The organism is Pseudomonadota bacterium (genome assembly GCA_039193195.1).
Lineage (GTDB): Bacteria > Pseudomonadota > Gammaproteobacteria > Steroidobacterales > JBCBZW01 > JBCBZW01.
This window is the reverse complement of record JBCCWS010000030.1, coordinates 17,991-43,339: the sequence shown is the minus strand read 5'-3', so window position 1 is coordinate 43,339 and position 25,349 is coordinate 17,991. Positions and strand designations below refer to the sequence as shown.

Below are 25,349 nucleotides of genomic sequence, written 5' to 3'. Positions count from 1 at the left end.
CAGCGCGCAGCATCGCCTCCTTAGTCACGCCGCGGCGCCTGTGTTGCAAGTACCTCTGCCTGTGCCAGCACGTAGCTCAGCAACTTAGCGCTTGCGCTGGGTCGTACGTAGACCGCGCGCCGACGCCCCCGCTGGCCGACGGGCGCTTTGTAGGAGCGGCCAACCGCCACCGCCCGCCCCCCCACTCGCTCGCGTCGCTCCGCGTCGAGCAGTTCGAACGACTCCAGCACATCCGTAGGCGCATCGACATAGTCCGCGTGCAGTAGGTCAGGATCAGACTTGCGAATCTTGATGTTAGCGTCATCGAGGAGCCGCTCCGATAGGGCATCGATCCGCGCACGCAGCCTCGGCAACTCCGTTTGCAGAAAGGGGAGTAGATCGGGCACGCGGTCACGTCCGACGATCATGCGGCCGCCGCGGCGCACGTGCAGCATGGCGCGCTTACGGCTAACGCTGACGATGTGCTCGGGGTAACGCTCCTGCAGCGTCGTCCGGCTGGCCTCATCAAGCGTTAGGAATCGATCGAGCACGGCACGGACGACTTCGGCCTGTTCCCTGTAGCTGGGTGTACCGACAGCGCTGGAATCGTGCTGTGTCACGTACGCTCGCACTCGAGTAGCTCTCGCATTTCGCGAACGGTCTCACGAACGGCATCGCCTCGCGCAGAAAAGCCAATAAGTCTAGCTCCGAGACGGGCGGACAGACATCGGTTAAGCGAAGCTTCTCGTGCAGGCGCGGGAGCGGCACCGGGACCGCGCACGGTACGGTATGGCAGTGGGCGAGTGATACGTATACCTGTGAGTGCCTCAAACTCAGTGTGCATGGAGTGCAGCTGGCGCGCGTCCGCCAAGCAACTCCGATAGGCCTGCAGCCCTTGACCACGGGGTCCGATCACGAGCAGAAACCCATCGCGATCGCGGGAAGCGTGTGCACCGGAGCGCGCGCGGGTACTGCCCGTCATCGCGAACGCGCCATCCTCCAACTCCAGCGTTGCGTGCAGCGTGGTCATTCGCTTGCTGGAACGGAAGCGCTCGTACCACATCAACTCACCCGCTGCGTCGAAGCGCACCAGCACAGGATTGAACTCTTACGTGCCCGTCACCAATACACCACCATCGCGCAACGGAAACGGCCGCCGGACACCATCGTCTTCGCGCCGCGCTCAGGGACAAAAACTCGCGTGCGAATTTATCAACGAACTTCCAACTCAGGACACTAGCACGGCGCACTCCAGACAAAATCAGCGCAGCGTCTGCACTGCGGGATACCCAAAGGAACGTTGTCTCAGCAGAATTGGGTCACCGCCACGCGCCATCAGGCAACCGGCATCCTCAGCAGGGTGAAATCACAGCACGGCCCGCAAGGAGGCCTCGATCTCACCGCCGCACCACACCTCGCCATAGCCCTCGTCGGTGCACTGACGCAGCTCCACCTGACCCGGTGAGGCCCGCACCCGATCTACCAAGCCCGCGACGGCTGGCGCCGTGTTGTCGAGGAGAGACCGCAAGCTGGGAAAGCGCGCCGTCATCGTGCCCCACAGCTCCGCCACGGTCAGATCTGCCAGCCCCAGGGTAGGCGTGCCGAGAAAACACCCATCCTGCGCGGTGAGGCCATGGCGATGCCCTGTCTCCGCGAAGACTTCCATCCACCGGATCAGGCGCGGTTGGAACGCCGACCACGCCTCGGCAGTCCACAGCTGCTGGCCGTGGTAGCGGGTCGCCTCGTAGAGCACGTCACTGGCATCGGCGATCACCTTAGCGGTTAGGGCCTCGGCCACCGGATCTTGGGGCAATAGATGGTGCTTGCGGCCCAAGTAGGACAGCACCGCCGGCATCTGGGACAGCGAGATGTTTGCCGCGTGATCGGTGAGCACCGGCAAGCCCATGAAAGGGATGGGCTGCTCCTTTGGGTGCGCCTTCCAGCGGGCGCGAAGCGCCTCGTCGTTTGCCTCCTCCCAACTCGCGCCAACGTGCGCTAGCAACGAGCGGACGAACTGCCCGCGAAAGGGAATCGGCCAGTAATACAAAGTGTAGTCGACCACGGCGAACCTCCGGAGGCATGTCGGGACTCGCTCGAAGCATACCCCCGACACGCCTGATGCTCCTCCCTCACCCGGCGTTTCACCCCTCATGAGCTCTACGCACGCTCGACCGCGCAGGTACGAACGAACCCCCTCGAGCGGGCGCACCGCGCGAGACCACCTGACCTGAGCGGAGATCGTAGCCATGACCTCGAAAGCCCTGACCCTCGCCGTGCTGGCCGCCTGCAGCCAGAGCGCCCTCGCCACGCCCCAGTTCGCTGAAATGAGCGACACCTGGGGCATCCACTTCGCACGCGCACCGTCCACCTCCCATGCGCAGATCGAAGCCTATCAAATCGACTCGCTTACCACGCCCGTGCCCGCGGGACCGCCGGGCCTGATCGAGCTGCCCCTCGGCGCCCGAGGCTGGCAGGGCGTCGCCGTGCTCGACTACGACGGCGACGGCGACCTCGACATCCTCGCCCCCAACGGCCCGAACGCCGACAACGCCCTCTACCAGAACCAGCTCGTCGACAAGGGCGAGATCGACTTCATCGACGTGGCCGTGGAAGCGGGCATCGCCACCCGCGCCCTCGACATCAACGGCGTGTGCTACGGCGACACGGACAATGACGGCGATGCCGACGTGCTCCTGCTCGCCCGCTCGGCCCCCAACGCCTTCTTTGTCAACGAGGGCAACGGCACCTTCACCCTCGCCATCGCCAGCGGCCTCGATCTCGACAGCGAGGGCCATCACGCCTGCGCCATGGGCGATGTGAACGGCGACGGCCTCCTCGACGTCACGGTGGCCAACGCCCTGGACCTCGATACGGGCTTCTACCCGATCATGGTCGAGCCCTTCGCCGCCAACCAGCACAACCAGCTATTCCTGAACGTAGGTGGCAACGCCTTCATCGACGTGAGCGAACGGGTCGAGCCGATGGTCGAACTGCCGCCGGGCGAAGCCGGCATCACCTGGGCAACCTCCATGGTGGACCTCGACATGGACGGTGACCTCGACATCATCTACGGCGACGACCAGGGCGCCATGTCCACCACCAAGGACGATCCCGTCTTCGGCGTCGACCGCGGCTACATGCACGTGCTCTACAACGACGGCACGGGCCACTTCACGCCCTACGCCGTGGCCGAGCGACCGGAATCCGTCGGCTCCTGGATGGGCGTCGGCTTCGGCGACATCAACCACGACGGCCACCTGGACATCTTCGGCTCCAACTTCGGCGACTACGGCTTCGGCGTAACGGGCGTGCCCTTCGAGCTCGGCGATGAAGCCACCCGTCCCCTCTTCGGCCGCGCCGACGGCACCTTCGCCGATCCCGGCCTCGGCGTGGACTCGAGCGTCTTCGGCTGGGGCAACGCAGTGTTCGACGTCGACAACGACGGCGACAGCGACGTCGCCTACCAGGGCGGCCTCGACATGGTGCAGGTGCTGCTCCTCGACAACCCAGGCGCCATCCTCGAGAACGACGGCGCTGGCAACCTCCTCGCCAACGTCGATGCCATGGGCGGGCGCCACAGCCGGCGCAGCGTGCACGGCCTTGCCATCGGGGATCTCGACCGCGACGGCTTCGTCGACATGGTCAGCATCGCCAACGTGGTAGTGCCCGAGGAGGTGGACCTCCTGCCGGGACCGACCCAGTGGGGCAGCCCCTTCGACCTGGCGCCCTACTTCGTCGCCCCGTTCTCGCCGACGGAAGAGGATCCCGCGATGGTGTCCTGGAACGGCATCACCTACGACGATGGCGATGTGAGCATCGAGCGCAACCTCGGCGAGAGCGGCTACGCGGGGGTGACCGTGCGCGGCCGCGGCAGCGTCGGCGACCTCGAGGGAGCGAAAGCCCCGCGTGACGGCACGGGCGCCGTGTTCACCTTCACGCCCGCTGGCAGCGAAATTTCCGCCATCATGCCCATCACCGCAGGCTCGAGTAACGCCTCCGCCCACGCGCAGGAAGCCTACTTTGGTCTCGGCGAGGCGAACCGCGGTCGCCTCGACGTGCTTTGGCCCGGCGCCGTGCGCAACCGTGTGTACGGCGTGCAGGGCGGCGAACAGTTCGTGATGCCTGAGATCCCCTGCAGCATCGACGGTGAGGGATCCTTCCTCGGCTACCGCGCCTGCGTCAGCGACGCTCTGCGTGAACTCGTGGCCACACAGGTCATCGACGCCGAGCAGGCACGGCGCCTGCGCAGCAGCGCGATGCTGGCCTGGGCCGATGAGCACCGCTAGCTGATGAACGCGCCGCGAGACATCGCAGGCACCTCCGTGGGCGTGGCGGATCTCAACGGTGACGGCCTCGCAGATCTCGTCATCGCTGCCCAGCAGGCCGACCCCTTCGAACGCAACATTGCGGGGCGCGTCTACGTCGTGTTCAGTCGCCGCGAACGCGACGAGGTGGAGCTCCCGTTGGCATCGATCGCCACGGGCGATGGCACGCGCGGTTTCACCATCAGCGGTGGGGAATCGGACAAGCTGGGACTGGTGGTGAACGGCGCCGGCGACGTCAACGGGGATGGCATCGCCGACCTGCGCTTCGCCACGGATCGCTTCGATCTCGGCGCGCCTCGCAGCGATCGCGCATACGTGGTCTACGGCACCCCCCTGCAGGACGCGGCCCTGGAGGTGAGCGACATCGAGGCGGGGGATGGCAGCGTGGGCGTGGTCATCCCGAACGAGGTGATGCAGGCGCAGCAGACCGGTCTCGATCGTCTACTGGTGAGCGATGCCGGCGATGTGAACGGCGATGGCGTCGACGATCTGCTGTTCGCCAACACGGGCACGGCACCCAACGCGGAGAAGGCCGTCCACATCGTCTACGGCCGCCCCGGTGGCTTCGGCCCGGAGCTCTCCCTGGCGGAAATCGCCGACAGCGACGGCGCGCTCGGCGTGCGTATCCTCGGCCTGGCCGACGAGGAAGGTCGCTTCGCCGGTGCAATCACCGCCGCCGGCGACGTCGATGGGGACGGTCGCACAGATGTCGCCGTCGCCACCGGCACGCGCGTCTACCTCGTGCGCGGCCAGGCCGCGCCGCTGCCGAGCGACGCGACGATCGACGAGCTGGTCGAGCTCACCGGTGGGACCACCGTGGTGGATGAGGCGGACAGCTGCCGCATCACCCAGGATGGCCTCACGGCGGGGGACTTCAATGGCGACGGTCTGAGCGACATCGCCTTCGGTTGCTTCGACGAGGGGGTCTATGCGGTGGGCGCCACCTACGTGCTATTCGGCAACCCGAACGGCCTACCGGAGCAGATCACCTTGGCCGCGCTCGGCGACGGAGTGGGAGGCGATGGCGCCGTGCTGATCGGGCGCAGCGCCTACGGCTACGCGGGCCGCGGCATCGCCGCGGGCGACATCAACGGGGACGGCGTCGACGAGCTGGTGGTCGGGGCTAGCATCGCCTATAGCTTAGATCGTGTGTACAGCGGTCAGGTCTACGTGGTGTACGGTCTACCGAGGTTTCCTCAACGCTTGTCCGTCAGCGATCTGCTCGAGGGCGACGGTTCCGCCGGCTTCGTGATCAACGGCGCGTCGTCGTTCGACAGCGTGGGCTTGGACGTCGCCGTGGCTGACGTGGATGGCGACCAGATCGAGGATCTCGTCATCGGCGCCTACGGACTCGATCGCCCCAACTACTTTAGCCAGGGCGGCGCTTACGTGATCTACGGCCGATCGTCACTGGCCGTGGACGGCTTCGTCGATGGCACCCTCACCACCTTTGTCAGCTGTCAGAATCTGCGCACGGGGGAAGCGCAGACGCTCACTCTCAGTGAGCCCGCCCTGGAGACCTCCTGGTCGTGCGGCGAGCTGGGGGTATCCCTGAGGCTCGGCGACGACCTTCGCCTGATCGCCGGCGGGCGCGCCACCACCCGCCCTTTCCGGGGCTTTGTGACCGGGCTTGCCACCAGTGGCACGGTCTTGTGCAGCAACCTGACGCGAGAGATCGATGTGGTAAGCCTGCTCAGCAAGAGCGGGGGCTGGAGCTGCGACTTCGCGGGGTTACCCACAAGTCCAGGGGATCGCGTGCGCGTCGTGGTCAGCGGGCAAGTCGATCGGCCGATCCCTCCCTAGCCGTCGAGGAGGCCTGCACGGCTCTGCCTATCGCTGTGACGTCGTGCTTGCACTACGGACTGAGTCTGCGAGGCTTGCTGCGATCTGGGGCGGCAACCCGGCTCCCGCGTCGCTTCGGAGCGAGCCGATGGCCATGAGCTTCACCACGAGCGCACGCGCCCGACAACGCGCCTTGGCAGCCCGTCGCCGCCACATGGCATCGCGCTGACGGCGGTCGGCCAAATCAGCTCCCGCCGCGACGCCTAGCGCCCAACGCGTCGAACCTTCGCAGCGACCGCTACGAAGGCCCTAGCGCGGTGCCGGTTCAGCAAATCCTGGCACCGTTGAAGACCTGTCCTACGGCACTAGCGGGTTGCCGGCGTCGTCGAGCAGGTAGTCCCCGGTCGGGAAGCACAGATGGTCGGCGAAATAGCCCACGCCGAACTCCGCCGTGTTGTCGGTGGGCGCGGTGCCGAACAGCTCGCTGTCGAAGTGCGCGAGCAGGGCGATGTACATCAGGGGATCTTCGATCTCGAGCGGACAGTACCCCAGCTCACGCTCGAACGCGGCGCGCCCCTCACGATCGGCGACCATGAAGTTCGGCGCGCCGCCCATGCCCACGGCAGCCGAGGGGAAGCCGGGCGCCTGATACTCCTCCTTGTCCGTGGAGAACACGGACCACACGCTGTACGGAATGCCCGGGAAGAGCTTGTTTGCGGTGATGCGCACGAAGCCGCTGTTCTCGTCGTAGCACCCGAGCTCGGCACTGCCGTTGACACGGTTCCAGCGCCGCACCGTGTAGGGACGGGCGTAGAGATCGTTGCGGGTGCCCGGGTTCAGCTTGCTTTCCATCTCCGACTGCAGGGGCACCTGCTTGCGCTCGCTGTCGTTAGGGTCCGTGCGGATGAAGGGGTCTTGCACCGGCACGTTCACCGACTCGGGCCGGAGCAAGAAGTCCTCGAGTCCCGGGATCACGAGCAGGGCCATCAAGCGATTGAGGGGAGTGCTGGCGTCGATCGGCAGCGCGTTGGTGGCCTCAGCGTCGTGATCGACCACGCCCACCTCCGGCAGGATGAAAGCGTTCCAGAAGGCGAACTGCTCGTCCGAGAGGAAGGCCTGCAGGCTCGAGTAGTCGGTGATCTGCTCGCCGTTAAAGTAGTTCGCGCCCTGGCAGGGGTGGCCGGGGATAGTGCGTTGGGCGAGCAGTTCGTCATTGGCTTGGGCGGCGGTGAAGGTGGTGAGGCCGATCACGGCGGCGCCAATGGTGCGGATCGTGTGCTTCATTCTGCGACTCCCTAGGGCATTCAGTGCCCGAATCGATAGCTGCGGATGCTGACCTGCCAGGGCTGCCGACCGCGCTCGTCGACGGCCACCGCGGTGCAGGTGGCGAGATGATGGGGAGTGCACGGAATCGAGGGTTGATCAAACCCTCAAATAGTCTTCAAGAAAGGCTAAAATATTGATAGTTAATGTTTTTCTATTATTCGCTAAGGTGATGCGGACGGCGCACAGGCCGACTCGCGCAAGTAGGGGCAGGGTTAGTTCACCTGCGCTTCCGCTGGCATCGACCTGGTGCTCGCCTCGGCCACACGCACCAGCGCCGCGGCGCGCTGCGCGATGGCGATGAATCCCGCCGCCTCGGCCTGCTCCGCCAATAGGCGCAGCGCCGGCTCCGCTGCCGGGGCGGGACCGCTCGCGTCGGCCATGACGTCGAAGCGGGCCAGACGCGCCTCCATGGCACGGGCGACGAAGCCGTAGCCTTCGGCGGTGGCGCCGACCTCGGCCAGGGTCGCCATTGCGGCGTCATGCTCGCCTAGGGCGCCGAGAGCTCGCCCAATCTCCAGGTCCATGATAAGGCGCATGCTCGCGTCTTCGCTCGCACTCTCCTCGAGTGCGGACACCGCCTCGGATAAGGAGGTGCGGGCGAGTTCCGGCAGGCCGCGGGCCGCCTCAAGTCGTGCCTGCAGCGCGAGCAGCACGGCGCGCCAGCCTTGGATGTTTGTCTCCAGGGCCGAAGTGGCGACGTCGAGGGCTCGTTGGGCCTCAGCGAAGTCGCTTCGGTCTAGGGCTAGACGTACCAAGGCCATTTCATTGGCTGCGGCGTTGCCGTATTGACGCATGCTCTCGCGCATGTCGCGCGCTTGCTCGTGCAGCGCCCTCGCCGCCACCCGATCACCCTCGAACACGGCGAGGTCTCCCAAGCTGCTCAGGGCATGGGCGATCGCTACCTTCGCGCCGGACTCGCGCGTGGCGGTCAGGGCCCCGTCCAGGGCCTCGCGAGCGGGCTCGAGCTTGCCCTGGTGCATCAGCACATCGCCGTACTTGCGCTGCACCCATGCCGCGTTGCCGGCCAACTCCAGCTCGGCGAATGCCTGCTGCGCATCCCCCAACAGGCGCGCGGCCTCTGCGACCGCGCCAGTGCGCAGGTGCACTAGGCTAAGGTTGTACATCACCTTCGCTGCCCCCCGTTTACTGGGGATGCGCTGGTAGAGGTCTAGGGCCTCGGACATATGCGCCACGGCAGGCTCGAACTGGCCTCGGCTCGAGTACTGGCTGCCGAGATGTCCAAGGGCGTCTGCCTCACCGCGGCGATCGCCCGACTCGCGGTACAGCTCGAGGGCGCGCTCGAAGTGACGCTGGGCATCGAGCGACCCGGAGCGCCCCAGCATCGCGCCTAGCATGTCCCACGCGCGGGCCTCCCCGTGCAAGTCACCGATCTGTTGGAACAGGCCGCGCGACTCGCGCATGAGCGCCAGGGCGCGATCGAAGTCGCCGGCGCGTCCGATGCCATCGGCGTAGCGCAAACGCGCCTGCGCCTCGCCGCGCCGATCACCGTTCGCCGCAAAGCTGGCGAGCGCTTGCTCCTGCAGCGCGCGCGCCTTCTCCCCCTCCCCCGCGTACAAGGCTAAGGCACCGAGCTGGCTCGTGTGCTCAGCGGCGAGGCTGATATGCTCCGTGCGCTGTGCCAGGGTGAGCGCTTGGTCGAGCTTGCTGCGCGCAAGCTCCAAGGCTCCCGTGTCCATCAACGCCAGCGCCCAGTTGGCCGACACCTGCGAGGCGCTCGGCAGATCGCCCAGCATCTGCAGCATGTCGAAGGCGCGGGAGAACAGGGCTGAGGCTTCCTGGGCATTGCCGAGGCGAAGCTGAGCCAGCCCCAGCTGGCGCCGCGCCTGGCCCTCGTGCCACTGGGCGCCAAGGGCTGTGGCGATTTGCAGGGCGTCCTCAGCCGCCTGCCGCTGAAGCAGGAACTCCCCGATCGTCTCCGCTACGACTGCCACCTCCAGCGCAATGAGCAGACGGTCCGTGGCGTTGCCGGCTTCCTCACGCATGCCTTCTAAGTGGCCCAGCGCGCTCTCACCCTGCCCTGCGTCACTTAGCGCACCTGCTAGGTCTAGCCCCATCTGCAGGGCGCGCTGCGCCTCGTAGGCCTGGCGATACAGGTCCGCCGCCGCGATAGGTTGCCCTGCCAGGCGCAGCGCCTGCGCTCGCAGGGGGAGTTGTTCGGACGCGCGCCAGTGCTTCGCGAGTTCGGCGGCTCTACCCGCATAGTGCTGGGCACGCGCTGTCTCGCCGCGTGCCCCGTGCACTTGCGCCAGCGCACTCGCGATGTGCGCCGACGCAGGATCCGCGGCCTCGGCGACGGTGAGCTGCTGGAGCGCAGCCGCTAGATCGAACTGACGAGAGCGTGATAGGGCGCTGTGATAGGCGGGAGCTGCGCTGGGGTTGGTCGGTGCTTGCGCCAGGCCCGGACCCTCGCGCAGGGCGTCTGGTGGCCTCAGCCCCAGGCGTTGGCGCAGCTCCGCTGCCGCATGGCTCGCGGCATCCGGCCACTGCGCCACGGTGAATTCACTCGTGTGCGTGGCCACCGCATCGATTCGCAGGGTGTCCCGAACCCTCACTTCGAGCCGCATGGCGCCTGCATCTGCCAGGGGTGAGACAGCGCCGGTGACCACCCAACGCGCGCCCGTGCGTCGCTCCACGCGGCGAACTGTGGCGGGTGATAAGGAATCGCTCGCGCTAAGCTCAAGGTCCGTCTGCACGCGCGCCGTGCGCTGCGGCGACAACACCTCCAATTCTCTGGAGCGACCGAGCTCCCGTCCAAGCGCATCCGCCATCGCGGTCGCGAGCCAAGCCGTGCTGGCGCCCGGCGCGGTCTGGTGTAGCGGCAGCACTAGAAGACGACCATCGGCGCTCGCCGGTGCAGTGGGGGCTGGCGCTGTCGAGCGCTGTTGGAGCGATAGCGCCACCGTCGCCCCCGCTAGGAGCGCCACCGCTGCCAGGGCGGCGGGCATGCGCCGTGCTGGTGACGTTTCCATGTCCTTCGAAGCGGCTGGCAGCGAGGGCGCATCGCGCGCTTCGAGTGGCGGCGGCGAGGACGCCGCCGCTTCGCTCGGCGCCCCGTCGCAGGTGGCTGTCGGCGCAACGAAACGATAGCCTCGGCGGTGCACCGTGGCGATGTAGCGCGGCTCGCGCGTGTCGTCGCACAAGGCTTGGCGCAGCTCGCTGATCACCTGCGGTAGGGAGTTCGCCGACAGGTGCTCCGAGCCCCAAACCGCATCGAGAAGCTCATCTCGGGGCACGATCCGCGCGTGCTGCTGCAGGAGATACAACAACACGCGGAATGCTTGCGGCCGCAACTTGATGTCGCCTTCGACGCCCATCAGCACTCCGGCGTGGACGTCTAGCGTGAACGGACCGAATTGGTAGCGCAGGCGTTCCTGTTCCATGGGCGCGACTGACAAGGATCAGACGCGGATTATAGGCACACTCTGATGCGCCACGGACAGCCACCAGCCCAGACCATCGTTCGGACGAAGGCGAGCATTTGCCATCTCGCACGACGCCTACACAACTCGCTCATTGACCCGCGGTGATCGGGAACGACCGAGGGTTACTGGGCCTTTGTCAGCGGCGATCAGATCGGTCTTGGCGCAAGGCACCGCGCAAGGCCCGCCCGCGCCAACGGGCGCCTAGGTAGCGATGGCACAGCCAATCCCGCCACCAATCGGTCAGGCTGGCAGGCGCGGACCGAGCGGCCGGTGCGCAGGGCGGTAGATCGATGGGTACGCACGGCGTGCAAGCTCCAGCCATGGCCCTGTCCTCCTCGGAAATCCTCTGGTCGATGGCCATTGACGATACGGGATTACTGTAGCTATAACAGATTCAGTTTTTCCGAAATTGTACATGAACAGTTATGGCCACCTCGGACCAATTCACCGACGGCTCCCCGTTCCTCTACCAGCAGGTGGTACAGCGGGTGCTGGCACAGATTGAGAGCGGCACCCTGCGTCCCGGCGATCGCCTGCCCTCCCTGCGTCGAATGAGCCAGGCTGCGGGCGTCAGCGTGCCTACCGTGCGCCAGGCCTACGTGGAGCTGGAGCGCCAGCGTCGAATCGAAGCACGCCCCCAATCGGGCTTCTACGTGCGCCACCTCGCCCGCAACGCGCTCGTGCAACCTAGCGCCAATCCCACACCGAAGCCTGAGCCGTGCGTCCGGCACTGCCGGGATCTCATGGCACGCGTGTACGACAGCATCCACCGTCAGGACATGGTGCCCCTCGGCATCGCCAACCCGACGATGGCCCGCCCTGCCACCAAGGCCCTCCAGCGCACGCTGAAGCGAGCCGTCACCCGCGCGCAGAGCCACGCCCTCGACTACGCCCCTATGCTCGGTCATCCCGCCCTGCGCCGCGCCCTCGCCCACCACTACTTCGATACGCTCGGGGCGCACGTGGATCCGAATGACATTTGCATCACCAACGGCGCCCAGGAAGCCCTGATGCTCGCCCTCAAGGCCGTCACCTCACCCGGCGATCTGGTGGCCGTGGAATCACCCACCTATCACGGCGTACTGGAGCTGATCGACAGCCTTGGCCTGCTCGCCGTGGAGGTGGACACCTGCGCCGGCTCCGGTGTGATGCTCGATCACCTGACTCAGCTGTTTACTGAGCACGAGATTCGCGCCTGCGTATTCTCCACCACCCTGCAGAGCCCCCTCGGGGTATCGATGGCAGCAGGCGAGCGTGCTGAACTGCTCGCGCTCCTCGCTGAGCACGCCGTGACGCTGATCGAAGACGACGTTTACGGCGAGCTACGCTTCGACGGCCAGCGCCCGCGGCCGGCTCAATTCAGCTCACCCGTTGCCCGCGTGCTCACCTGCGGCTCTTTCTCCAAGACCGTAGCACCAGGCTATCGTATCGGTTGGGTAGTGATGGGCGATTGTGGCGACCATATCAGCCGCACCAAGCGCGCCTTCAGCTGCTCGTCGGGTCTGCTTGCGCAGCTCACCTTGGCCGAGTTCCTCTCGAGCGGCGACTACCAACGGCACCTGACAGCCCTGCGCCCAGTGCTGTGCCACCATGCACAGCGGATGACTGCCCTAGTGAGCGAGCACTTTCCGGCGCAAACACGCATCTCCCAACCGGTGGGCGGCTGCGTGCTGTGGCTCGAGTTGCCCGCCGGCATCAGCGGCGAAGCCCTCTTCGATCAGGCGCTCAACGAAGGGATTAGCCTGCTTCCGGGCCAGGTGTGCTCACCGAGCGGACGCTACGAGAACTTCATTCGCCTGAGCTATGGCCACCCGTGGAGCGAGCAGAGCGAGGCTGCCGTGCGCTGGCTCGGGGAGGCGGTCTCAGCGCTGAGCGGAGCAGGCTGAACCGCCCCTTCCAGCAACTCGGTACTGCACGCCTTACCTAGGCGCCGCGCACCGCCAACAGGATCTGAATGTCGCGGGTGGATAGGCCACGCATCAGCTCCTGCTCCGTGACCGACATGCTGTCGCCAGCGCGGATGCGCTGCTCCAGCTTCGCCGCTATCTCCACGGTGGGCAGGTAGTAGAAGCTTGGGTGCTCTTCGGCCATGCGAGCCACCATGTCCTCCAGGAATCGGCGCTGTTTTTCAGACTTGAGGTCTTGACGCTTGTCTTCCAATGACTTGTCCCGTTGGAGGCTAGTGGCCAACAGTACACGAGCGGGACGACATCCAGCCTGCTGAAGCGTAAGCAGCCCCTTCGCCCTTCGCAAAGCGATGGGATTCACATTGCGTGTCGACTTCGCTTGCAGCGCGGGGGTAGGGTGCGTGCCTGCGAACTGAAGACGACGACGAACACTCCCCGGCAAGGACCGGTGGTTTCGAACGTGACTATACCCCACGAGCACTCCCGATGAAGCCCTGGACCTTCGCACCTGAGCGTTACGACGCACTGTTCGACGCCAAGTGCGCCGCCACGGCGGAGCTGCTGGCGCCGTACTGCGACCTGCCCGCGCAGCGCTACCGCTCGCCTTCGCAGGGCTTTCGCGTCCGCGCCGAGTTTCGCCTCTGGCACGAGGGGGACGCCCTAGACTACGTGATGTTCGATCCGAAGGCCCCGCGCGAGCCCGTCGTGATCGATGAATTCCCACAGGCCCTCGCGCCGATCACCGAGCGCATGCCCCGGCTGTTACGCGCGCTAAGGCACAGCGCGACCCTGCGGCGGCGCGTGTTCCAGGCGGAGTTTCTCGCCTCGCGCAGCGGCCAGACGGTGGTGACCCTGGTCTACCACCGTCCTCTAGACCAGGCCTGGGAGCAGGCGGCGACCGACCTTGCCCGCGAGCTCGGCGTCTCGATCATCGGTCGCAGCCGCAAGCAGAAGATCGTGATCGGTGTGGACCGCATCGAGGAGTCCTTCGAGGTGGGCGCCAGGCAATGGCGCTACTACGCGTATGAGCAGTCCTTCGTGCAGCCCAATGCGTTCGTCAACGAGCACATGCTCAACTGGGTATGGACACAGGCGCAGGACGCCCGAGGTGATCTGCTCGAGCTTTACTGTGGCAACGGCAACTTCACCTTGCCGCTCGCCTCGTGCTACCGCGCCGTCCTCGCCACCGAGGTCGCAAAGATCAGCACGCGAGCAGCCATGCAAAACATCGAGCTGAACGCAGTGGAGAACGTCGAGCTGGTGCGACTTAGCGCTGAGGAAGTGACCCAAGCCCTAAACGGAGCGCGGCCCTTCCGCCGGCTGCAGGCCCTGCGCCAGCCCCTGGCGGCCTACGACTTCTGCGCTGTCTTCGTCGACCCGCCACGGCAAGGGCTCGATAGGCAAACCTGCGAGCTACTGCGGCGCTTCGAGCGCATCTACTACATCTCGTGCAGCCCGCAGAGTCTAGTGGACAATCTGCGCGCGCTACACTCGACACACGAGGCAGTCGCCCTCGCCATGTTCGACCAGTTCCCTTACACCCACCATGTGGAGAGTGGGGTCGTATTGATCCGCCGCAGCACGTGACCTGACCTACCGCTCACCCGTGAGCGCTACCGGCGAAACTTACTTTTTCGATAGGTAGCGATCCAGGAAGCTGACGTAGACCTCGGACGCCGCGATCTTGTTCTCCCGCCTGGCGAAGCCATGGCCTTCGTCGTCGAACACCAAGTACTCCACGGGCACATCGTTGTTGCGCATGGCCTCTACCAGCTCGTCGCTTTCCACCTTGAGCACGCGCGGGTCGTTCGCACCCTGCACAACCAGCATCGGCCGCTCGATCTTCTGCGCGTGGAACAGCGGCGAGATGCGCCGGTGGCGCTCGGCATCGGTGGCGGGGTCGCCCATCTCGTCGTAGAGCGCTACCTTGAAGGACTCCCACCAGGGCGGGATGCTCTCGAGCGTGCGCACCCAGTTGGTCACACCGAAGATGTCGATACCCACTTCGAACGCATCGGGGCGGAAGGTCATGGCAGCGGCGGTCATGTAGCCGCCGTAGCTGCCGCCCATCACGCCAATGCGCTCGCCATCCACCCAGTCCAAGCCCTCGAGGTACTTTCGGCTCCAGACGATGTCGTTCAGGTCGCCCTCACCATCGCGCTTATCATCGAGGTGGAAAAAGGTCTTGCCGTAGCCGCTCGAGCCGCGGTTGTTGGCGCCCAATACGGCGTAGCCGTGGTTCACCAGGTGCTGGAACATGGCGTAGTAGCCGCGGCGGGTTTGCCCGCCCGGACCGCCGTGCACGAACACCACGGCTGGCACCGGGGACGCCGCGCTGGCCTGATGGGGGCGGTAGAGCACGGCGGGAATCTCTCGTCCATCGAAGCTCGGGTAGCGTACGCTGGTCACCTCCGTCAGCGCGTTGGGGTCGATCTCAGGATTGAGCGCCTGCGTGTACTGGCGCGCGGCGCCGGTGTCAAGGTTGGCCACGAACAGGTTGTTCGGCTGCGTATCTGCGTCAATGAAGAACGCCATGCGCGCATCGTCCAAGCTGAAGCGCACGTTCTTGATGTTCCCCGCCGGCAGCTCACGCAGCGCTACGGGCTGCCCATCGCGAATATCCCTCACGGTCACCCTAGTCAACGCGTCGGCGTTGATGCCATCCACGCGATAGCGTCCGGTCTGCGACACGGCAACGTAGCTAACGTCCCACTGCGCCTCGAGCACCAACGACTTCTTACCGGTCGCCAACTGATGCGACCAAGCCTGGGCGAACTCACCGAACTCATCGGTCAGGTAGTGAAGCGCATCGTTCTGGCGCGTGAAGGTGGTCACGGCGTGGCTCACGTTGCCCTCATGCTCAGTGATGAGGGCTGGCGGCGCGTCGTTCGTCAGGTCCTGAAGGTAGATATCAGCATCTGCACTGGTGCGCGGCTTGTGCAGCGCTAGCCAGCGACCGTCGTCGGACACGGCGGCCGGGGAGTAGCCGGCTTCGTTGCGGAACAACAGTTCTCTGGAGTAGTCCTTCGCGTCGTAGCGGTAGAGATCAAAATTGCGGCCGTCGAGTTCCGTAGTGCCCACCCAGAAGGCCGTGCCTGCTTCATGCCACCCCAAGAACCTGGCCTTAACCCCATCGCCGGGCGTGAGATCCCGTGACTTGCCGTCTTGCTCACGCACGTACAGATGATTGAGCTCGGTCCCTCCCTCGTCGAAGGTGTACAGGATGCGCGCGTCGCTCGGGAAGTAGCTGACCGGGAAAACCGCATTGGTGGTGGACTCGGTCAGCGCCGTCGATTCGCCGGTTGACACGTTGAAGGCGTGCACGTTGTAGACGCCGGACTCGTCGGAGCCGACCAACACCCGTTTGCCGTCGGGAGAGAAGGCGTAGCCCTCAGCATCCACGGGCACGTGGAGGTGGTCATGAAGAATGCTTCGGCTGGGTAGCGCGGTACAGCGGCTACCTCAGCCTGCGCATGAGTACTCGTATCGCCTACGGCAACGCTGAGCAGGGGCACAGAGTTGAACAGTGCACAGGCGACCGTTGCGACGGGGTGGTTCACTAGCAATCCCACAGGGTACGACGTGGAGCGGGGGTGTAGCAGGGCGCCCCAACGTTGGTGCGCGTTCGGGCGCACGCTCGTCTGTGCATCCCCACTCGATACCCTTCGCCTACACGGCGCGCGGAGCACCGATCACGCGCGCCCCGGCAAGTGAGCCTACCCATCGATCGCGGGGGATCCAGCGGCCCTCGGCAGCTCCTCGTGAGGACACTCCGCGAAGCGCAGGAGCGCTGGCGCGGTCGGATCGGCGCCATCCATGCTTGGGCCGTTGGCCTCGACAGGCCCACCTGCGGCGAGCAGCAGCCCGGATAGGCTTAGGGTGGCGGAGGTGGCGGCGATCAAGGATTTCTGCAAGACGCAACCGGTGAACATTGCCATGGGTTTATCCCCGTGTGATGAATGGCGGCCTCACGCCTGCTTCGCGCTCAGCGCCGGTGTTACTCATCTGGCCCAATTCGCTGCGGAGAGTTCTGCTGCGCAGCGCTCAACTCGTCGCAGATATGACTCTTTACGCATCAGCGACGACACGAACCTATCGCCCACCGGTCACACGCCCATCACAGGGCGCGCAAAGCGGCCCGCACACAGCGGTATGGGACGTACCCGAGGCGCCAGCGGTACGCACCAATCCGCCGGTCGCTTCGGCGCCGACCAGCAGCTAAACTCAATCCATGGCCGACGATCCCAAGCACACCGTCACTCGCATTCTGAGCGGGGCGGACAACGCCAGCGACGCGGTGGAGCAGCTGTTCCCGGTGCTCTACGCCGAACTGCGCCGAATCGGCACCGGCCTGCTGCGCAATGAACGACAGGGCTACACGCTCAGCACCACGGAGTTGGTGCACGAGGCCTACTTACGCCTGTTCGACGCCCAAGGCGTGCCCTGGAACAATCGGAAGCACTTCTTCGGCGCTGCCGCTACTGCCATGCGCCGCATCCTCGTGGATCGGGCCCGCGCAGGTAACGCGCAAAAGCGTATCCCCAAGGACCAGCTGCGCGGACTCGAGCAATCGGTGGTGTTCGAGGAGGGGCAATCGAAGGACGACCTGCTGGCCATCGACGCCGCCCTCGAACGGCTCGCCAAAGTAGATCCACGGCGGGTGGAGATTGTCGAACTTCGCTACTTCATCGGCCTGACCGAGGAGGAAACCGCGGAGATCATGGGAGTTTCACGCGCTACGATCGCCCGCGAGTGGCGAGGCGCGCGCCGCTGGCTACTCACCGAACTGTCTTGATGACTGACTCGCGGGACGCCGCGAGCTCACGATGCCAACGCTAGCCTGAGCATCGCACCACAACGGTGCACAGCCGACGTGTCAAAGGAGTGACCGACCATGCGACCTCGCCTCTCGTCCCAAGCCATCGCGTGGCTGCTGGCTGCCGCCCCCCTCCTGCCGGCCGCCGCTCAAACACAGATCGGACCCGACGATCCGCTCATCGCCTACACGGAAACCGTCTTACTCGACGTCAATTCCAACCGAGCTCGCTTCACCCGTGAGACCGTGGACTTCTTCGCCAACAACTTTGCCCCGGGCGCACGCATCAACTTCACCACGGACGCGACATCGGCAAGCGTCGGCCTGTACTACCGCGAACAGGGAGGCGATGGCCACTTCGCCCTGGAGATGGACGGCGAGCTCGTCGCAACCAACATAGGCGCGGACCTGTTCCGAGAGGGGTTCATGTGGGCGCCACTGTTCAGCGAGGCCGACGGCACTGCGCACTCCTACAGCCTCGTGCTGCCCTACGGCGCCGACGTCGACTTCCTCGGCCTTCGCCTTACGGGCGGCAGCGAGGGATTGCTCCCCAACCCCGCCGACCGTCCGAGCGTGCGCTACGTCGCGTACGGCGACTCCATCACCAACGGCACCGCCGCTTCGGGCATCACCACGACTTACCCCTACCTCGTGGGCGAGTTCAACGGCTGGCAAGTCATCAATATGGGCTTCTCCGGTCAAAACGTCACGCCAGCGGACGGCACGGCCGTGGGCGCCATCGAGGCGGATCTGATCAGCGTTGCCATCGGCACCAACGACTTCTGGTTCATCCCGGGCGAAGCGGCCTTCAAGGCAAGCTACAACACCTTCCTCGACAACATCCGCGCCCAGCAACCCACCACTGCGATCTACGCCATCACGCCCTTGTGGGCGTATTACGACGGCCTCAACTACTTCGGCTCCATGCTGGATGACTACCGGCGCTACATCCGCGAGGTGGTCGCCGAACGCCAGAGCTCAGACCATCACCTAGCACTCCTGGAAGGCTACGACATGGTGCCGCCCGAAGACGTACACTTCGCGGACGGCATCCATCCGACCGACGCGGGCTACGGGCTTTTCGCCGACTCCCTGGCCCAGTTCAACCTGGTGCGCAACGGCGACTTCGAATGGGACGATTCGAACACAGCCTGGGTCAACTGGGGCAATAGCGGCTACACGGCTGCGCAACGGCTGAGCGGCGAGCGCTCCTTGCAGGTGGGCCCTGGCGCGGGCGGGCGGGGACAGTCCCTAGGCGGCCTCGCGGTCGGCGGATGCTACCGATTGACAGCCTCGGCACGCCAAGTCGGCACGGCCGGGATGGCCTGGTTCGGCATCACCTTCTACGACGAAGCGGGAGGTGAGGTCAGTGCGTACCAAAGAACGATCGCATCGCGTGAGTTCGCTGAGCTGTCTTTGGATGTGAGCGTGCCGGCCGCCTACGCCAACGCCCTAGTCTGGACCTGGAAAGACGAGGCCGGGTTCGTATTCCTCGATCTGGTGTCCCTGACGGCCGCCAACAGCTGCAGCGCACGCGGCGAGGTTGGCTGACGGCAACCAGGTAACCACCGACCAGAGACCTCGGGGACACGGCAACACGCGAGCCTCCCTTCCCTTCGGCGATGGACATCGACCGACCCCATTTTTCCTTAGTGGCGTCAACCACCACCTCCTTGTGTCAGGCGACCGCAAGCGCCGGGCTCGCGTGAAGGCGGTGTCGGCGGAGCACCGGTGCGACTAGCGCACCGCCGAAACCAACGGGTGACACAAAATGGGTGATGCTTGCGCTTGTGAGGGTAAGGCCGGACAGGCTTCCAGCCGACCTGACGGATCAGGTCAAGCTTACCCAACGAGGGCGACGAACGATGCACTCGACCGATCACACCCACAAGGCTACGCCGCACGCGACGATCACCACAATGCCGCGGTCGATGCCGCGTAGAACACGCCAGCCCGTGACCGCGCCGAACTCCGGGACGGCCTACGAACGCAAGGCGATTCTCTCCTTGTTGCAAAGCGCCGTGGCGGACATCGACGGCTGGCACGGCGTGGACAAGGACGACTACCTTGGCTCAGCGGCCCGGCTAGGCAGCGATCTGCAGTTCGATCTCGCGCGCATCGCCGCCCTAGGGGCGGCCTTGCGCTGTGCACTGCCGTCGGTGGCGCCGGCGCGGATAAGCTACTGCGTGTTGGCGGCATACGATCGCGATGCCTCGTTGCACGCGCTCGCAAACGCCCTATCGGGGATCGCCGGGCGAGCGCTGACCCCAGCGCAAACGCTCCGACACCCCACGCCAGCCCCTGCGGTCGCGGGGTAGTCTGTCGACTAGAGCGGCCCCAGCAAGCGCTCGAGGTGCACGGCGTTGTAGCCTGTGTTCAGGTGCGCATGGCGTTGCCAATCCGCACGCAGTGCGCCGACCATGTCGGGCCCAGATAGATCGAGCATGGCCTGCGCCGCTGCCCTCGCAGAGCGATCGAAGGCGGGGTCTAGCAAGCGCATTCGCAGGGCAGGAACGCTCGCGGCATCGGCCTGCTCCACGAGATAACGGCTAACCACCCCGAAGTCCGTGTCGCCCGACGTCATGATCGCGGCACGGGCGAAGGCCAACGCCTCCCCAACGTTCACGGCCCGTACGAGATCTAACATCGCCGCGAGCGCCCGCTCCCGAGGTATCCACAACTCCTGTACCCACGCAGCCCCGAGCCGTCTCAGATCCGCGGCGGACAGCTCGCGGTAGTGATCATCGATAAACGCGCGGTCGACCGCCTGTACCGTGCCAGTCCATTGGTCCAGCAACTCGCGGGTGATGCGCATCGTGCTCGACGGGTTCGTCGCCACCATCCAGCGCAGCGCGGGGGCAGTCATGCGGTGAGTCTGTTCATAGTAGCGACTCATCAAGGGCAGCCACGGTTGGGCGGGTTGGCGGAACAGGGCCCCGGCGGCTGCCTCTTGGTGCAGCTGGCGCTCGCGATAGCTCAGGGGCGCCTCCAGCGGGTAGCTGAGCCAGTACCCCGCAGGACGTGCCCCCGCCGCGCCCGCCGCATCCGTAGCCTCGCCGAAGCGGCGTGCGGTATCGTAAAACCTGTGCCATAGGTAGCTACCATTTTTCTTCGCTGCCTGCTGAAACCCTGTCAGCGCATCCGCGAGTGCGGGGTGAGGGAAATGGTAGATCGCCGTCAATGCCTCTAAGGGGGCGCTCAGCAAGGCGTCCTTCAGTTGCGGCACGTCGGAGGGTCTTGTAGGCGCGCTAGCGCGATGAGCGCTGCGGGCTGTACGGCAGCGAGCTCGATAAATCTCGATTCGGCAGTCGCTTCAGGAGAACATCAAGTGCGTAGAGCCTAGTGTCCTGAGTTGGAAGTTCGTTGATGAATTCGCAGGCGAGGTTTTGTCCCTGAGCGCGGCGCGACGACGAGCGTGGCAGGTCCCTCGGGAGGAGGAACAACGTGTTCAGGGGCAAAAAGGTGCCGCGAAGTCATCAACGAACTTCCAACTCAGGACACTAGAGTGGGTCGCTTGGTAAATAAGGCAACGCTCAGTCTGCGTAGGGGCAGCGTCAGCAAAGCGCGTCGCGCAGCCAATGGCATCGCCATTGGCAAGCGATGCAACGCCGCGGACGCTGCCCCTGGGCAGATCCGAAGGGCGAGTAGCTGAGCGTCACCTCATTTACCAAGCGGCCCACTAGCCACCGGATTCGGGTCTTGCAGCAACGGCTCGAGCACCTCGTTGCCAGCCTGCGCATCCAGCAGTTCGAACGCACGGTAGGTGTCGCTCTTTCCCCCACCCATCCCAATCGCCGCCGAATCGAAGGTCTGCGCTCGACGCAGAGCGCAAACAGCGCTCTGCACGTCCCTTGGGACCGACTCGGGGATGGCGGCGAAGGCGGTCATGCCGATCACCAGCCCGCAGACCAGCGTTGCCCCCGTTTGCAGCTTTATGTCGCCTCCGCGCGAATGCCTCTGACCTTGGGATGTTCTTAACGCAGGGAACGTCGACACCGGGTTGCAACCGACGAGGAGAAACGCGTGTATCCGATGGACGGTGCCCATCTGCGGCGTGCCGGTCATGCGAGCCATTACTGGGCGAGCGTCTCGGCGACCCCGCGTACGAAAGGGCCCGTTTGGTGAGCCGCCACATAAGCCGCCGCCCCGTGTGGATCTACCTGACACCCTCCGGCCAGGCAGCGCTGCATGGCATCGGCGATGGCAGTGGGGTCGGTCGTGTCGACCACCAACCCGAGGCCGTGTTCTGTCGCGAGGTGGCCGAGCAGGCCGTAGCGCTGGGTGATCAACGGGGTGCGGGCGAGGGCTGCCCAACTCAAGATGCCGGACGAACCCACGAAGCGCTGGTAGGGTGCGAGCACCGTGTCCGCCGAGTACAGCAGGCACGACAGCTCCTCCGGCTCCAAGAACCCGTCCTCGACTCGCAGCCACCCGTCTACCCCGACCGCGCGCTGCACCTGCTCGTGCACATCCCACAGACGGCTGCGGATCGGCTCCTCCACGCGACCGGCCATGATCACAGCGCTGCTCGCGAGGACATCTCTCGGGAGGTGATGCAGCGCCTGCAGCGCACGGATCACCCCCTTGCGCGCCTGGAGCGCACCGAGCAGTACGAATAGGTGACGGTTTGGCGGCACGCCCCAGCGCCCACGCACTTGAGCCTGCATCGCCGCGCTCGGGGCGAGCTCACTGACGATGGGATCGGGAATGTACTGGACCTTCGGATGCCGCGCCCAGGCCGAGTAAGTCGGATCCAAGGTAAGCACGCGAGCGAGTAGACGATTACTCAGCATGCCTGAGTAGAGAGCCCGCTTGCGCAATTCTCGAAGGTGCTCCGCCGCACGCGCCTGCGTCGCGAACACCTGTGCGTAGTGCTGCGACGGACGGAACAGGATCCCTGAGACCTTTACCCCGGGTCCGATGCGCGCCCCGAACGCGAGCGGCAACTGCACGGCATCGATACAGAGGAAGTGGACATGGCTGGCACCTAGCCGGCGGGCGTGGGCGCGCGCCACCTCCCAGCGGGCAAGGGCACGACGCCACTGGGACGGGGCAAGGCAATGCTCTGCCTCGCGACGCTCAAGCGCCTCGAGGCGCACCCGGTGCGCGCCTCGCTCCAGAAGACTCCCCCCGCTCGCCTGCGTCAGGCGCTCGTACAGCTTCGGGTGCACGAGAAACACCACGCCCATGCTCGCCGCCTCAGCAGCAAGACCAGCCGCCAGCAGGCGGACCCAGTCCTCCTGGTGCCCGCCCCACTCCGGTTCGAACACGAGCACTCGAGGTTGGCCGCGGGCGGCAGCGATGTCCCTCCCGGCGCCCTGCTGCTCAGGGGCTTGCAGAGCGGTCCCCCTGGATGCGCATTAGCGGGATTGGCTGGACCGACGCCAAGGAGCATCCTTCGGCGTTGGATTGGCACTTAGGTGCAGAAGGGCAGCGCAAAGCACACCCAGCTCCTTTCGAGTCGCGCGTGGGAATCGATGGCGCATCAGGCGGGTTTCCGTGTCTGCTGAACGGGCCCAAGCCTAGCATCGGCGAGTGCGACCGCGCACAGCGCGTGCGCCAAAGACGACAAAGCCCCGGCGCAGGGCCGGGGCTTACCTAGTCGGTCTTGCGAATGACGCCGGCCTCACCGACGCCGTTCACGGCCCGCGCAGCCGCCTAGGAGCCGACCACGCCACCGTCGCGCTTTTTCAGCACGATGGTGCAGTCGCGGGGGATGGTCACCCCATCTGTCATCGCCGGGAAGTTGGTGTTCTGGGGGTTGCCGTCACCAGGGTGCTGCATGTTGGTGAAGGCGGTGCGCAGGTCCGGCGTAGTGGCCCAGCCGGTAATCTCATCGCTGTTCACGCCTACGAATAGGCGCTTCGGCGTCGGGTCCTGGCCAGGGCCGAGATTCTCCGTCGTGTCGAACACGGTCAGCTGGTCCTGCAGGCCATCTGGCTGGCCGCCGTCCGTGCCGATGAACAGTCGTCCCTCCGGGTCGACATAGGCCGCGTCCGGGTCAGTGAACACCCCTTCGCTCTCGCGCGTGCTGGAGGCGAGGATGTAAAAGTCCCAGGAGAAGTCCTGGCTTTCCGGATCGCCGCCGAACTCGCGGGTGCGGATGATGTGACCGTCGTTGTTCGGCACCTCGCGGTTGGCCGCATTCTTCTCCGTGCGGTTGGAGTTGTTGGTGAGCGTCCAGTAAACGGTGTTGTTCTGGCCAATCGAGGTCCACTCAGGGCGATCCATCGGCGTCGCACCGACCAGGTCGGCGGCCTGCCGTGCGTTCACCAGCAGCTCTTCGTCCGTCGCGAAGGCCTCGCGCAGGGTAGGATTTCGACGGGAGAGTTCGATCCAGCGCCCGCGACCGGTCACGAAGAAGCGAGCGACGTACAAACGTCCCGAGGCCAGCGGGCTGATGCCGGCCTGGATGGCGTCTTCCCATCGAAACTCGCTAACGAACTTGTAGCAGTAGTCGAAGCGCTCGTCGTCACCCATGTAGCAGGCGACCTTGCCGCTCGGGGTCTCCTGGATGGCGATGGCTTCGTGCTTGAAGCGGCCGAGAGCCGTGTGTTTGACCGGCGGCTGATTGGGGTTCTGCGGGTCGATCTCTACGATCCAGCCGAAGCGGTTGGACTCGTTCACATAGTCCTTGTTGGAGATGTCGAAGCGAGGATCGAAGTTGTACCAACCGTAGCCGAAGCCGTCCGCGTCGAAGCCGTAGCGCGCCTGTGACTCGGTCAACTGGTAGTTCGGATCGACGATGCCGAAGTAGCCGTTGAAGTTCTCTTCGCAGGTCAGGTAGGTGCCCCAAGGCGTGAAGCCGCTACCGCAGTTGTTCACGGTGCCAAGCGGCGGGTTACCCGCGGGATTGACCAGAAACGGCGAACCGGCGACCGGGCCATCAAAAGCCACAGGCGTGTTCACGGTGATGCGACGGTTGCGATCGTCGAACACCAGATCCCAGCTGCCCTGCTCGTCCTCGGCGATGCGCACGACGGACACGCCATGACCGGCCTGGGACAGGCGCACATCATCGAGGTTCTCCGGATCGTCCTTGCCGAGCAGGTGGCTATCCGTACCAAACTCGTGGTTGATGCAAAGCATGCCGTCACTGGTGGCACCCGCTTCTGGGAAGAACCACATGCCGTCGTGGCCGATGCCGACCATCAGCTCCTGCTCAGCCGCCGTCGGGCGCGTGTTGGGGTCGCCCGTGTACTCGGCGACGCCAGGCACGATAGGGGTGCCCCACGGAATCAACACCTGGAACTCGTAATCCGAGGAGATGACCGGAACCGTGCCGCCCTCGCTCTGTGCGGTGTATTGCTCGATGGTGACCGGCTCGAAGTTCACCAATCCCCCCTCGACCTGCTTCGCCTCGGGGATGCCGGTGCCCTCGCTATAGCCAGCGAAGGCCTTCGGGGCGAGAAAGCCAGACACGGCGGCGGCAAGGCTCCCCGCCATCACGTCGCGGCGCGTAGCCGCGATCTCGGCGAACGTTGTGTTGCCTGAGCGGTTGGAGCCAACGCTCTCTTTTTCGTCGTGGATAGCAGCGTTGTCGCCGCCCAGCTTGGTGCTGATCATCGAAGTGTAACCCCCATAGTTGTCTCGTGCGCCAGCGCGGGCCGGCGCGGCGAGAAGGAGTCTACGGAGCAAGTGTTGCGCGTAGTTTGCGGCTACAAGTCGCTACGCTTACGGGGGAATTTCAGAAAAAAGTCAGGATCAAGACAGCGAGAAGACGACGCGAAGACACCGAGCAGGGGATCAGGGCTGACAACCCTGAGCTCAG

Annotated in this window: 18 protein-coding genes; 7 read left to right on the top strand and 11 right to left on the bottom strand. The window is 65.5% G+C overall.

Annotated elements, in window-relative coordinates:
* Positions 1–20: 20 nt before the first annotated feature.
* Together AAGA68_19460 and AAGA68_19455 are read right to left on the bottom strand one after the other, a co-directional pair.
* Complete coding sequence (locus AAGA68_19460; GenBank protein MEM9387248.1) at positions 21–599, bottom strand: hypothetical protein; 579 nt, start codon at positions 597–599, stop codon at positions 21–23.
* A gap of 746 nt (positions 600–1,345) precedes the next feature.
* Positions 1,346–2,041: a glutathione S-transferase gene (locus AAGA68_19455; GenBank protein MEM9387247.1), complete on the bottom strand. Its 696-nt coding sequence runs from the start codon at positions 2,039–2,041 to the stop codon at positions 1,346–1,348.
* Positions 2,042–2,225: 184 nt separating this feature from the next.
* Here AAGA68_19455 and AAGA68_19450 point away from each other — a divergent pair, with 184 nt between their 5' ends.
* On the top strand, positions 2,226–4,265 hold the full coding sequence (locus AAGA68_19450; protein MEM9387246.1) for a VCBS repeat-containing protein: 2,040 nt from the start codon (positions 2,226–2,228) through the stop codon (positions 4,263–4,265).
* A gap of 3 nt (positions 4,266–4,268) precedes the next feature.
* Positions 4,269–6,107, top strand: coding sequence for a hypothetical protein (locus AAGA68_19445; protein ID MEM9387245.1), 1,839 nt, complete (start codon positions 4,269–4,271; stop codon positions 6,105–6,107).
* A 336-nt stretch (positions 6,108–6,443) separates the two neighbouring features.
* Here AAGA68_19445 and AAGA68_19440 read toward each other — a convergent pair whose 3' ends face one another.
* Positions 6,444–7,370, bottom strand: a complete 927-nt coding sequence (locus AAGA68_19440; protein MEM9387244.1) for a hypothetical protein — start codon at positions 7,368–7,370, stop codon at positions 6,444–6,446.
* Positions 7,371–7,624: 254 nt separating this feature from the next.
* Positions 7,625–10,813, bottom strand: a complete 3,189-nt coding sequence (locus AAGA68_19435) for a tetratricopeptide repeat protein (protein MEM9387243.1) — start codon at positions 10,811–10,813, stop codon at positions 7,625–7,627.
* 467 nt (positions 10,814–11,280) lie between these two features.
* Between AAGA68_19435 and AAGA68_19430 the strand changes: the two genes are divergently transcribed.
* Positions 11,281–12,741 carry a PLP-dependent aminotransferase family protein gene (locus AAGA68_19430; GenBank protein MEM9387242.1) on the top strand — a complete coding sequence of 487 codons (1,461 nt, stop codon included), beginning with the start codon at positions 11,281–11,283 and terminating at the stop codon, positions 12,739–12,741.
* Between the two features lie 37 nt (positions 12,742–12,778).
* Here the strand turns inward: AAGA68_19430 and AAGA68_19425 are convergent, their stop codons facing one another.
* Positions 12,779–13,015: a hypothetical protein gene (locus tag AAGA68_19425; protein ID MEM9387241.1), complete on the bottom strand. Its 237-nt coding sequence runs from the start codon at positions 13,013–13,015 to the stop codon at positions 12,779–12,781.
* Between the two features lie 233 nt (positions 13,016–13,248).
* Here AAGA68_19425 and trmA point away from each other — a divergent pair, with 233 nt between their 5' ends.
* On the top strand, positions 13,249–14,349 hold the full coding sequence (trmA, locus tag AAGA68_19420) for a tRNA (uridine(54)-C5)-methyltransferase TrmA (protein ID MEM9387240.1): 1,101 nt from the start codon (positions 13,249–13,251) through the stop codon (positions 14,347–14,349).
* Positions 14,350–14,388: 39 nt separating this feature from the next.
* Here the strand turns inward: trmA and AAGA68_19415 are convergent, their stop codons facing one another.
* Together AAGA68_19415 and AAGA68_19410 are read right to left on the bottom strand one after the other, a co-directional pair.
* Complete coding sequence (locus AAGA68_19415) at positions 14,389–16,170, bottom strand: S9 family peptidase (protein MEM9387239.1); 1,782 nt, start codon at positions 16,168–16,170, stop codon at positions 14,389–14,391.
* A 308-nt stretch (positions 16,171–16,478) separates the two neighbouring features.
* A complete protein-coding gene (locus AAGA68_19410) occupies positions 16,479–16,700 on the bottom strand; it encodes a hypothetical protein (protein ID MEM9387238.1) in 222 nt (73 codons plus the stop codon).
* 293 nt (positions 16,701–16,993) lie between these two features.
* Here AAGA68_19410 and AAGA68_19405 point away from each other — a divergent pair, with 293 nt between their 5' ends.
* The 3 genes from AAGA68_19405 to AAGA68_19395 all read left to right on the top strand — a co-directional run bounded on the left by AAGA68_19405 (position 16,994) and on the right by AAGA68_19395 (position 19,896).
* The gene (locus AAGA68_19405; GenBank protein ID MEM9387237.1) at positions 16,994–17,557 is read left to right on the top strand and encodes an ECF-type sigma factor; all 564 of its coding nucleotides are present in this window, start codon (positions 16,994–16,996) and stop codon (positions 17,555–17,557) included.
* A 99-nt stretch (positions 17,558–17,656) separates the two neighbouring features.
* Entirely contained in the window at positions 17,657–19,129 is a 1,473-nt protein-coding gene (locus tag AAGA68_19400) for an SGNH/GDSL hydrolase family protein (protein ID MEM9387236.1), read from the top strand.
* 314 nt (positions 19,130–19,443) lie between these two features.
* A complete protein-coding gene (locus AAGA68_19395) occupies positions 19,444–19,896 on the top strand; it encodes a hypothetical protein (GenBank protein MEM9387235.1) in 453 nt (150 codons plus the stop codon).
* Between the two features lie 8 nt (positions 19,897–19,904).
* Here the strand turns inward: AAGA68_19395 and AAGA68_19390 are convergent, their stop codons facing one another.
* The 4 genes from AAGA68_19390 to AAGA68_19375 form a co-directional block, all read right to left on the bottom strand.
* Positions 19,905–20,804, bottom strand: a complete 900-nt coding sequence (locus tag AAGA68_19390; protein ID MEM9387234.1) for a hypothetical protein — start codon at positions 20,802–20,804, stop codon at positions 19,905–19,907.
* A gap of 434 nt (positions 20,805–21,238) precedes the next feature.
* Positions 21,239–21,643 carry a hypothetical protein gene (locus AAGA68_19385; GenBank protein ID MEM9387233.1) on the bottom strand — a complete coding sequence of 135 codons (405 nt, stop codon included), beginning with the start codon at positions 21,641–21,643 and terminating at the stop codon, positions 21,239–21,241.
* Between the two features lie 8 nt (positions 21,644–21,651).
* Complete coding sequence (locus AAGA68_19380; protein MEM9387232.1) at positions 21,652–22,848, bottom strand: glycosyltransferase; 1,197 nt, start codon at positions 22,846–22,848, stop codon at positions 21,652–21,654.
* 388 nt (positions 22,849–23,236) lie between these two features.
* On the bottom strand, positions 23,237–25,144 hold the full coding sequence (locus AAGA68_19375) for a PhoX family phosphatase (GenBank protein ID MEM9387231.1): 1,908 nt from the start codon (positions 25,142–25,144) through the stop codon (positions 23,237–23,239).
* Positions 25,145–25,349 lie beyond the last annotated feature (205 nt).

Coding starts and splice junctions, on each gene's coding strand:
- AAGA68_19385 (MEM9387233.1), bottom strand. CDS start 21,643: ATGACCGGCACGCCGCAGATGGGCACCGTCCATCGGATACACGCGTTT.
- AAGA68_19410 (MEM9387238.1), bottom strand. CDS start 16,700: ATGGCAATGTTCACCGGTTGCGTCTTGCAGAAATCCTTGATCGCCGCC.
- trmA (MEM9387240.1), top strand. CDS start 13,249: ATGAAGCCCTGGACCTTCGCACCTGAGCGTTACGACGCACTGTTCGAC.
- AAGA68_19435 (MEM9387243.1), bottom strand. CDS start 10,813: ATGGAACAGGAACGCCTGCGCTACCAATTCGGTCCGTTCACGCTAGAC.
- AAGA68_19375 (MEM9387231.1), bottom strand. CDS start 25,144: ATGATCAGCACCAAGCTGGGCGGCGACAACGCTGCTATCCACGACGAA.
- AAGA68_19430 (MEM9387242.1), top strand. CDS start 11,281: ATGGCCACCTCGGACCAATTCACCGACGGCTCCCCGTTCCTCTACCAG.
- AAGA68_19445 (MEM9387245.1), top strand. CDS start 4,269: ATGAACGCGCCGCGAGACATCGCAGGCACCTCCGTGGGCGTGGCGGAT.
- AAGA68_19405 (MEM9387237.1), top strand. CDS start 16,994: ATGGCCGACGATCCCAAGCACACCGTCACTCGCATTCTGAGCGGGGCG.
- AAGA68_19395 (MEM9387235.1), top strand. CDS start 19,444: ATGCACTCGACCGATCACACCCACAAGGCTACGCCGCACGCGACGATC.
- AAGA68_19440 (MEM9387244.1), bottom strand. CDS start 7,370: ATGAAGCACACGATCCGCACCATTGGCGCCGCCGTGATCGGCCTCACC.
- AAGA68_19450 (MEM9387246.1), top strand. CDS start 2,226: ATGACCTCGAAAGCCCTGACCCTCGCCGTGCTGGCCGCCTGCAGCCAG.
- AAGA68_19400 (MEM9387236.1), top strand. CDS start 17,657: ATGCGACCTCGCCTCTCGTCCCAAGCCATCGCGTGGCTGCTGGCTGCC.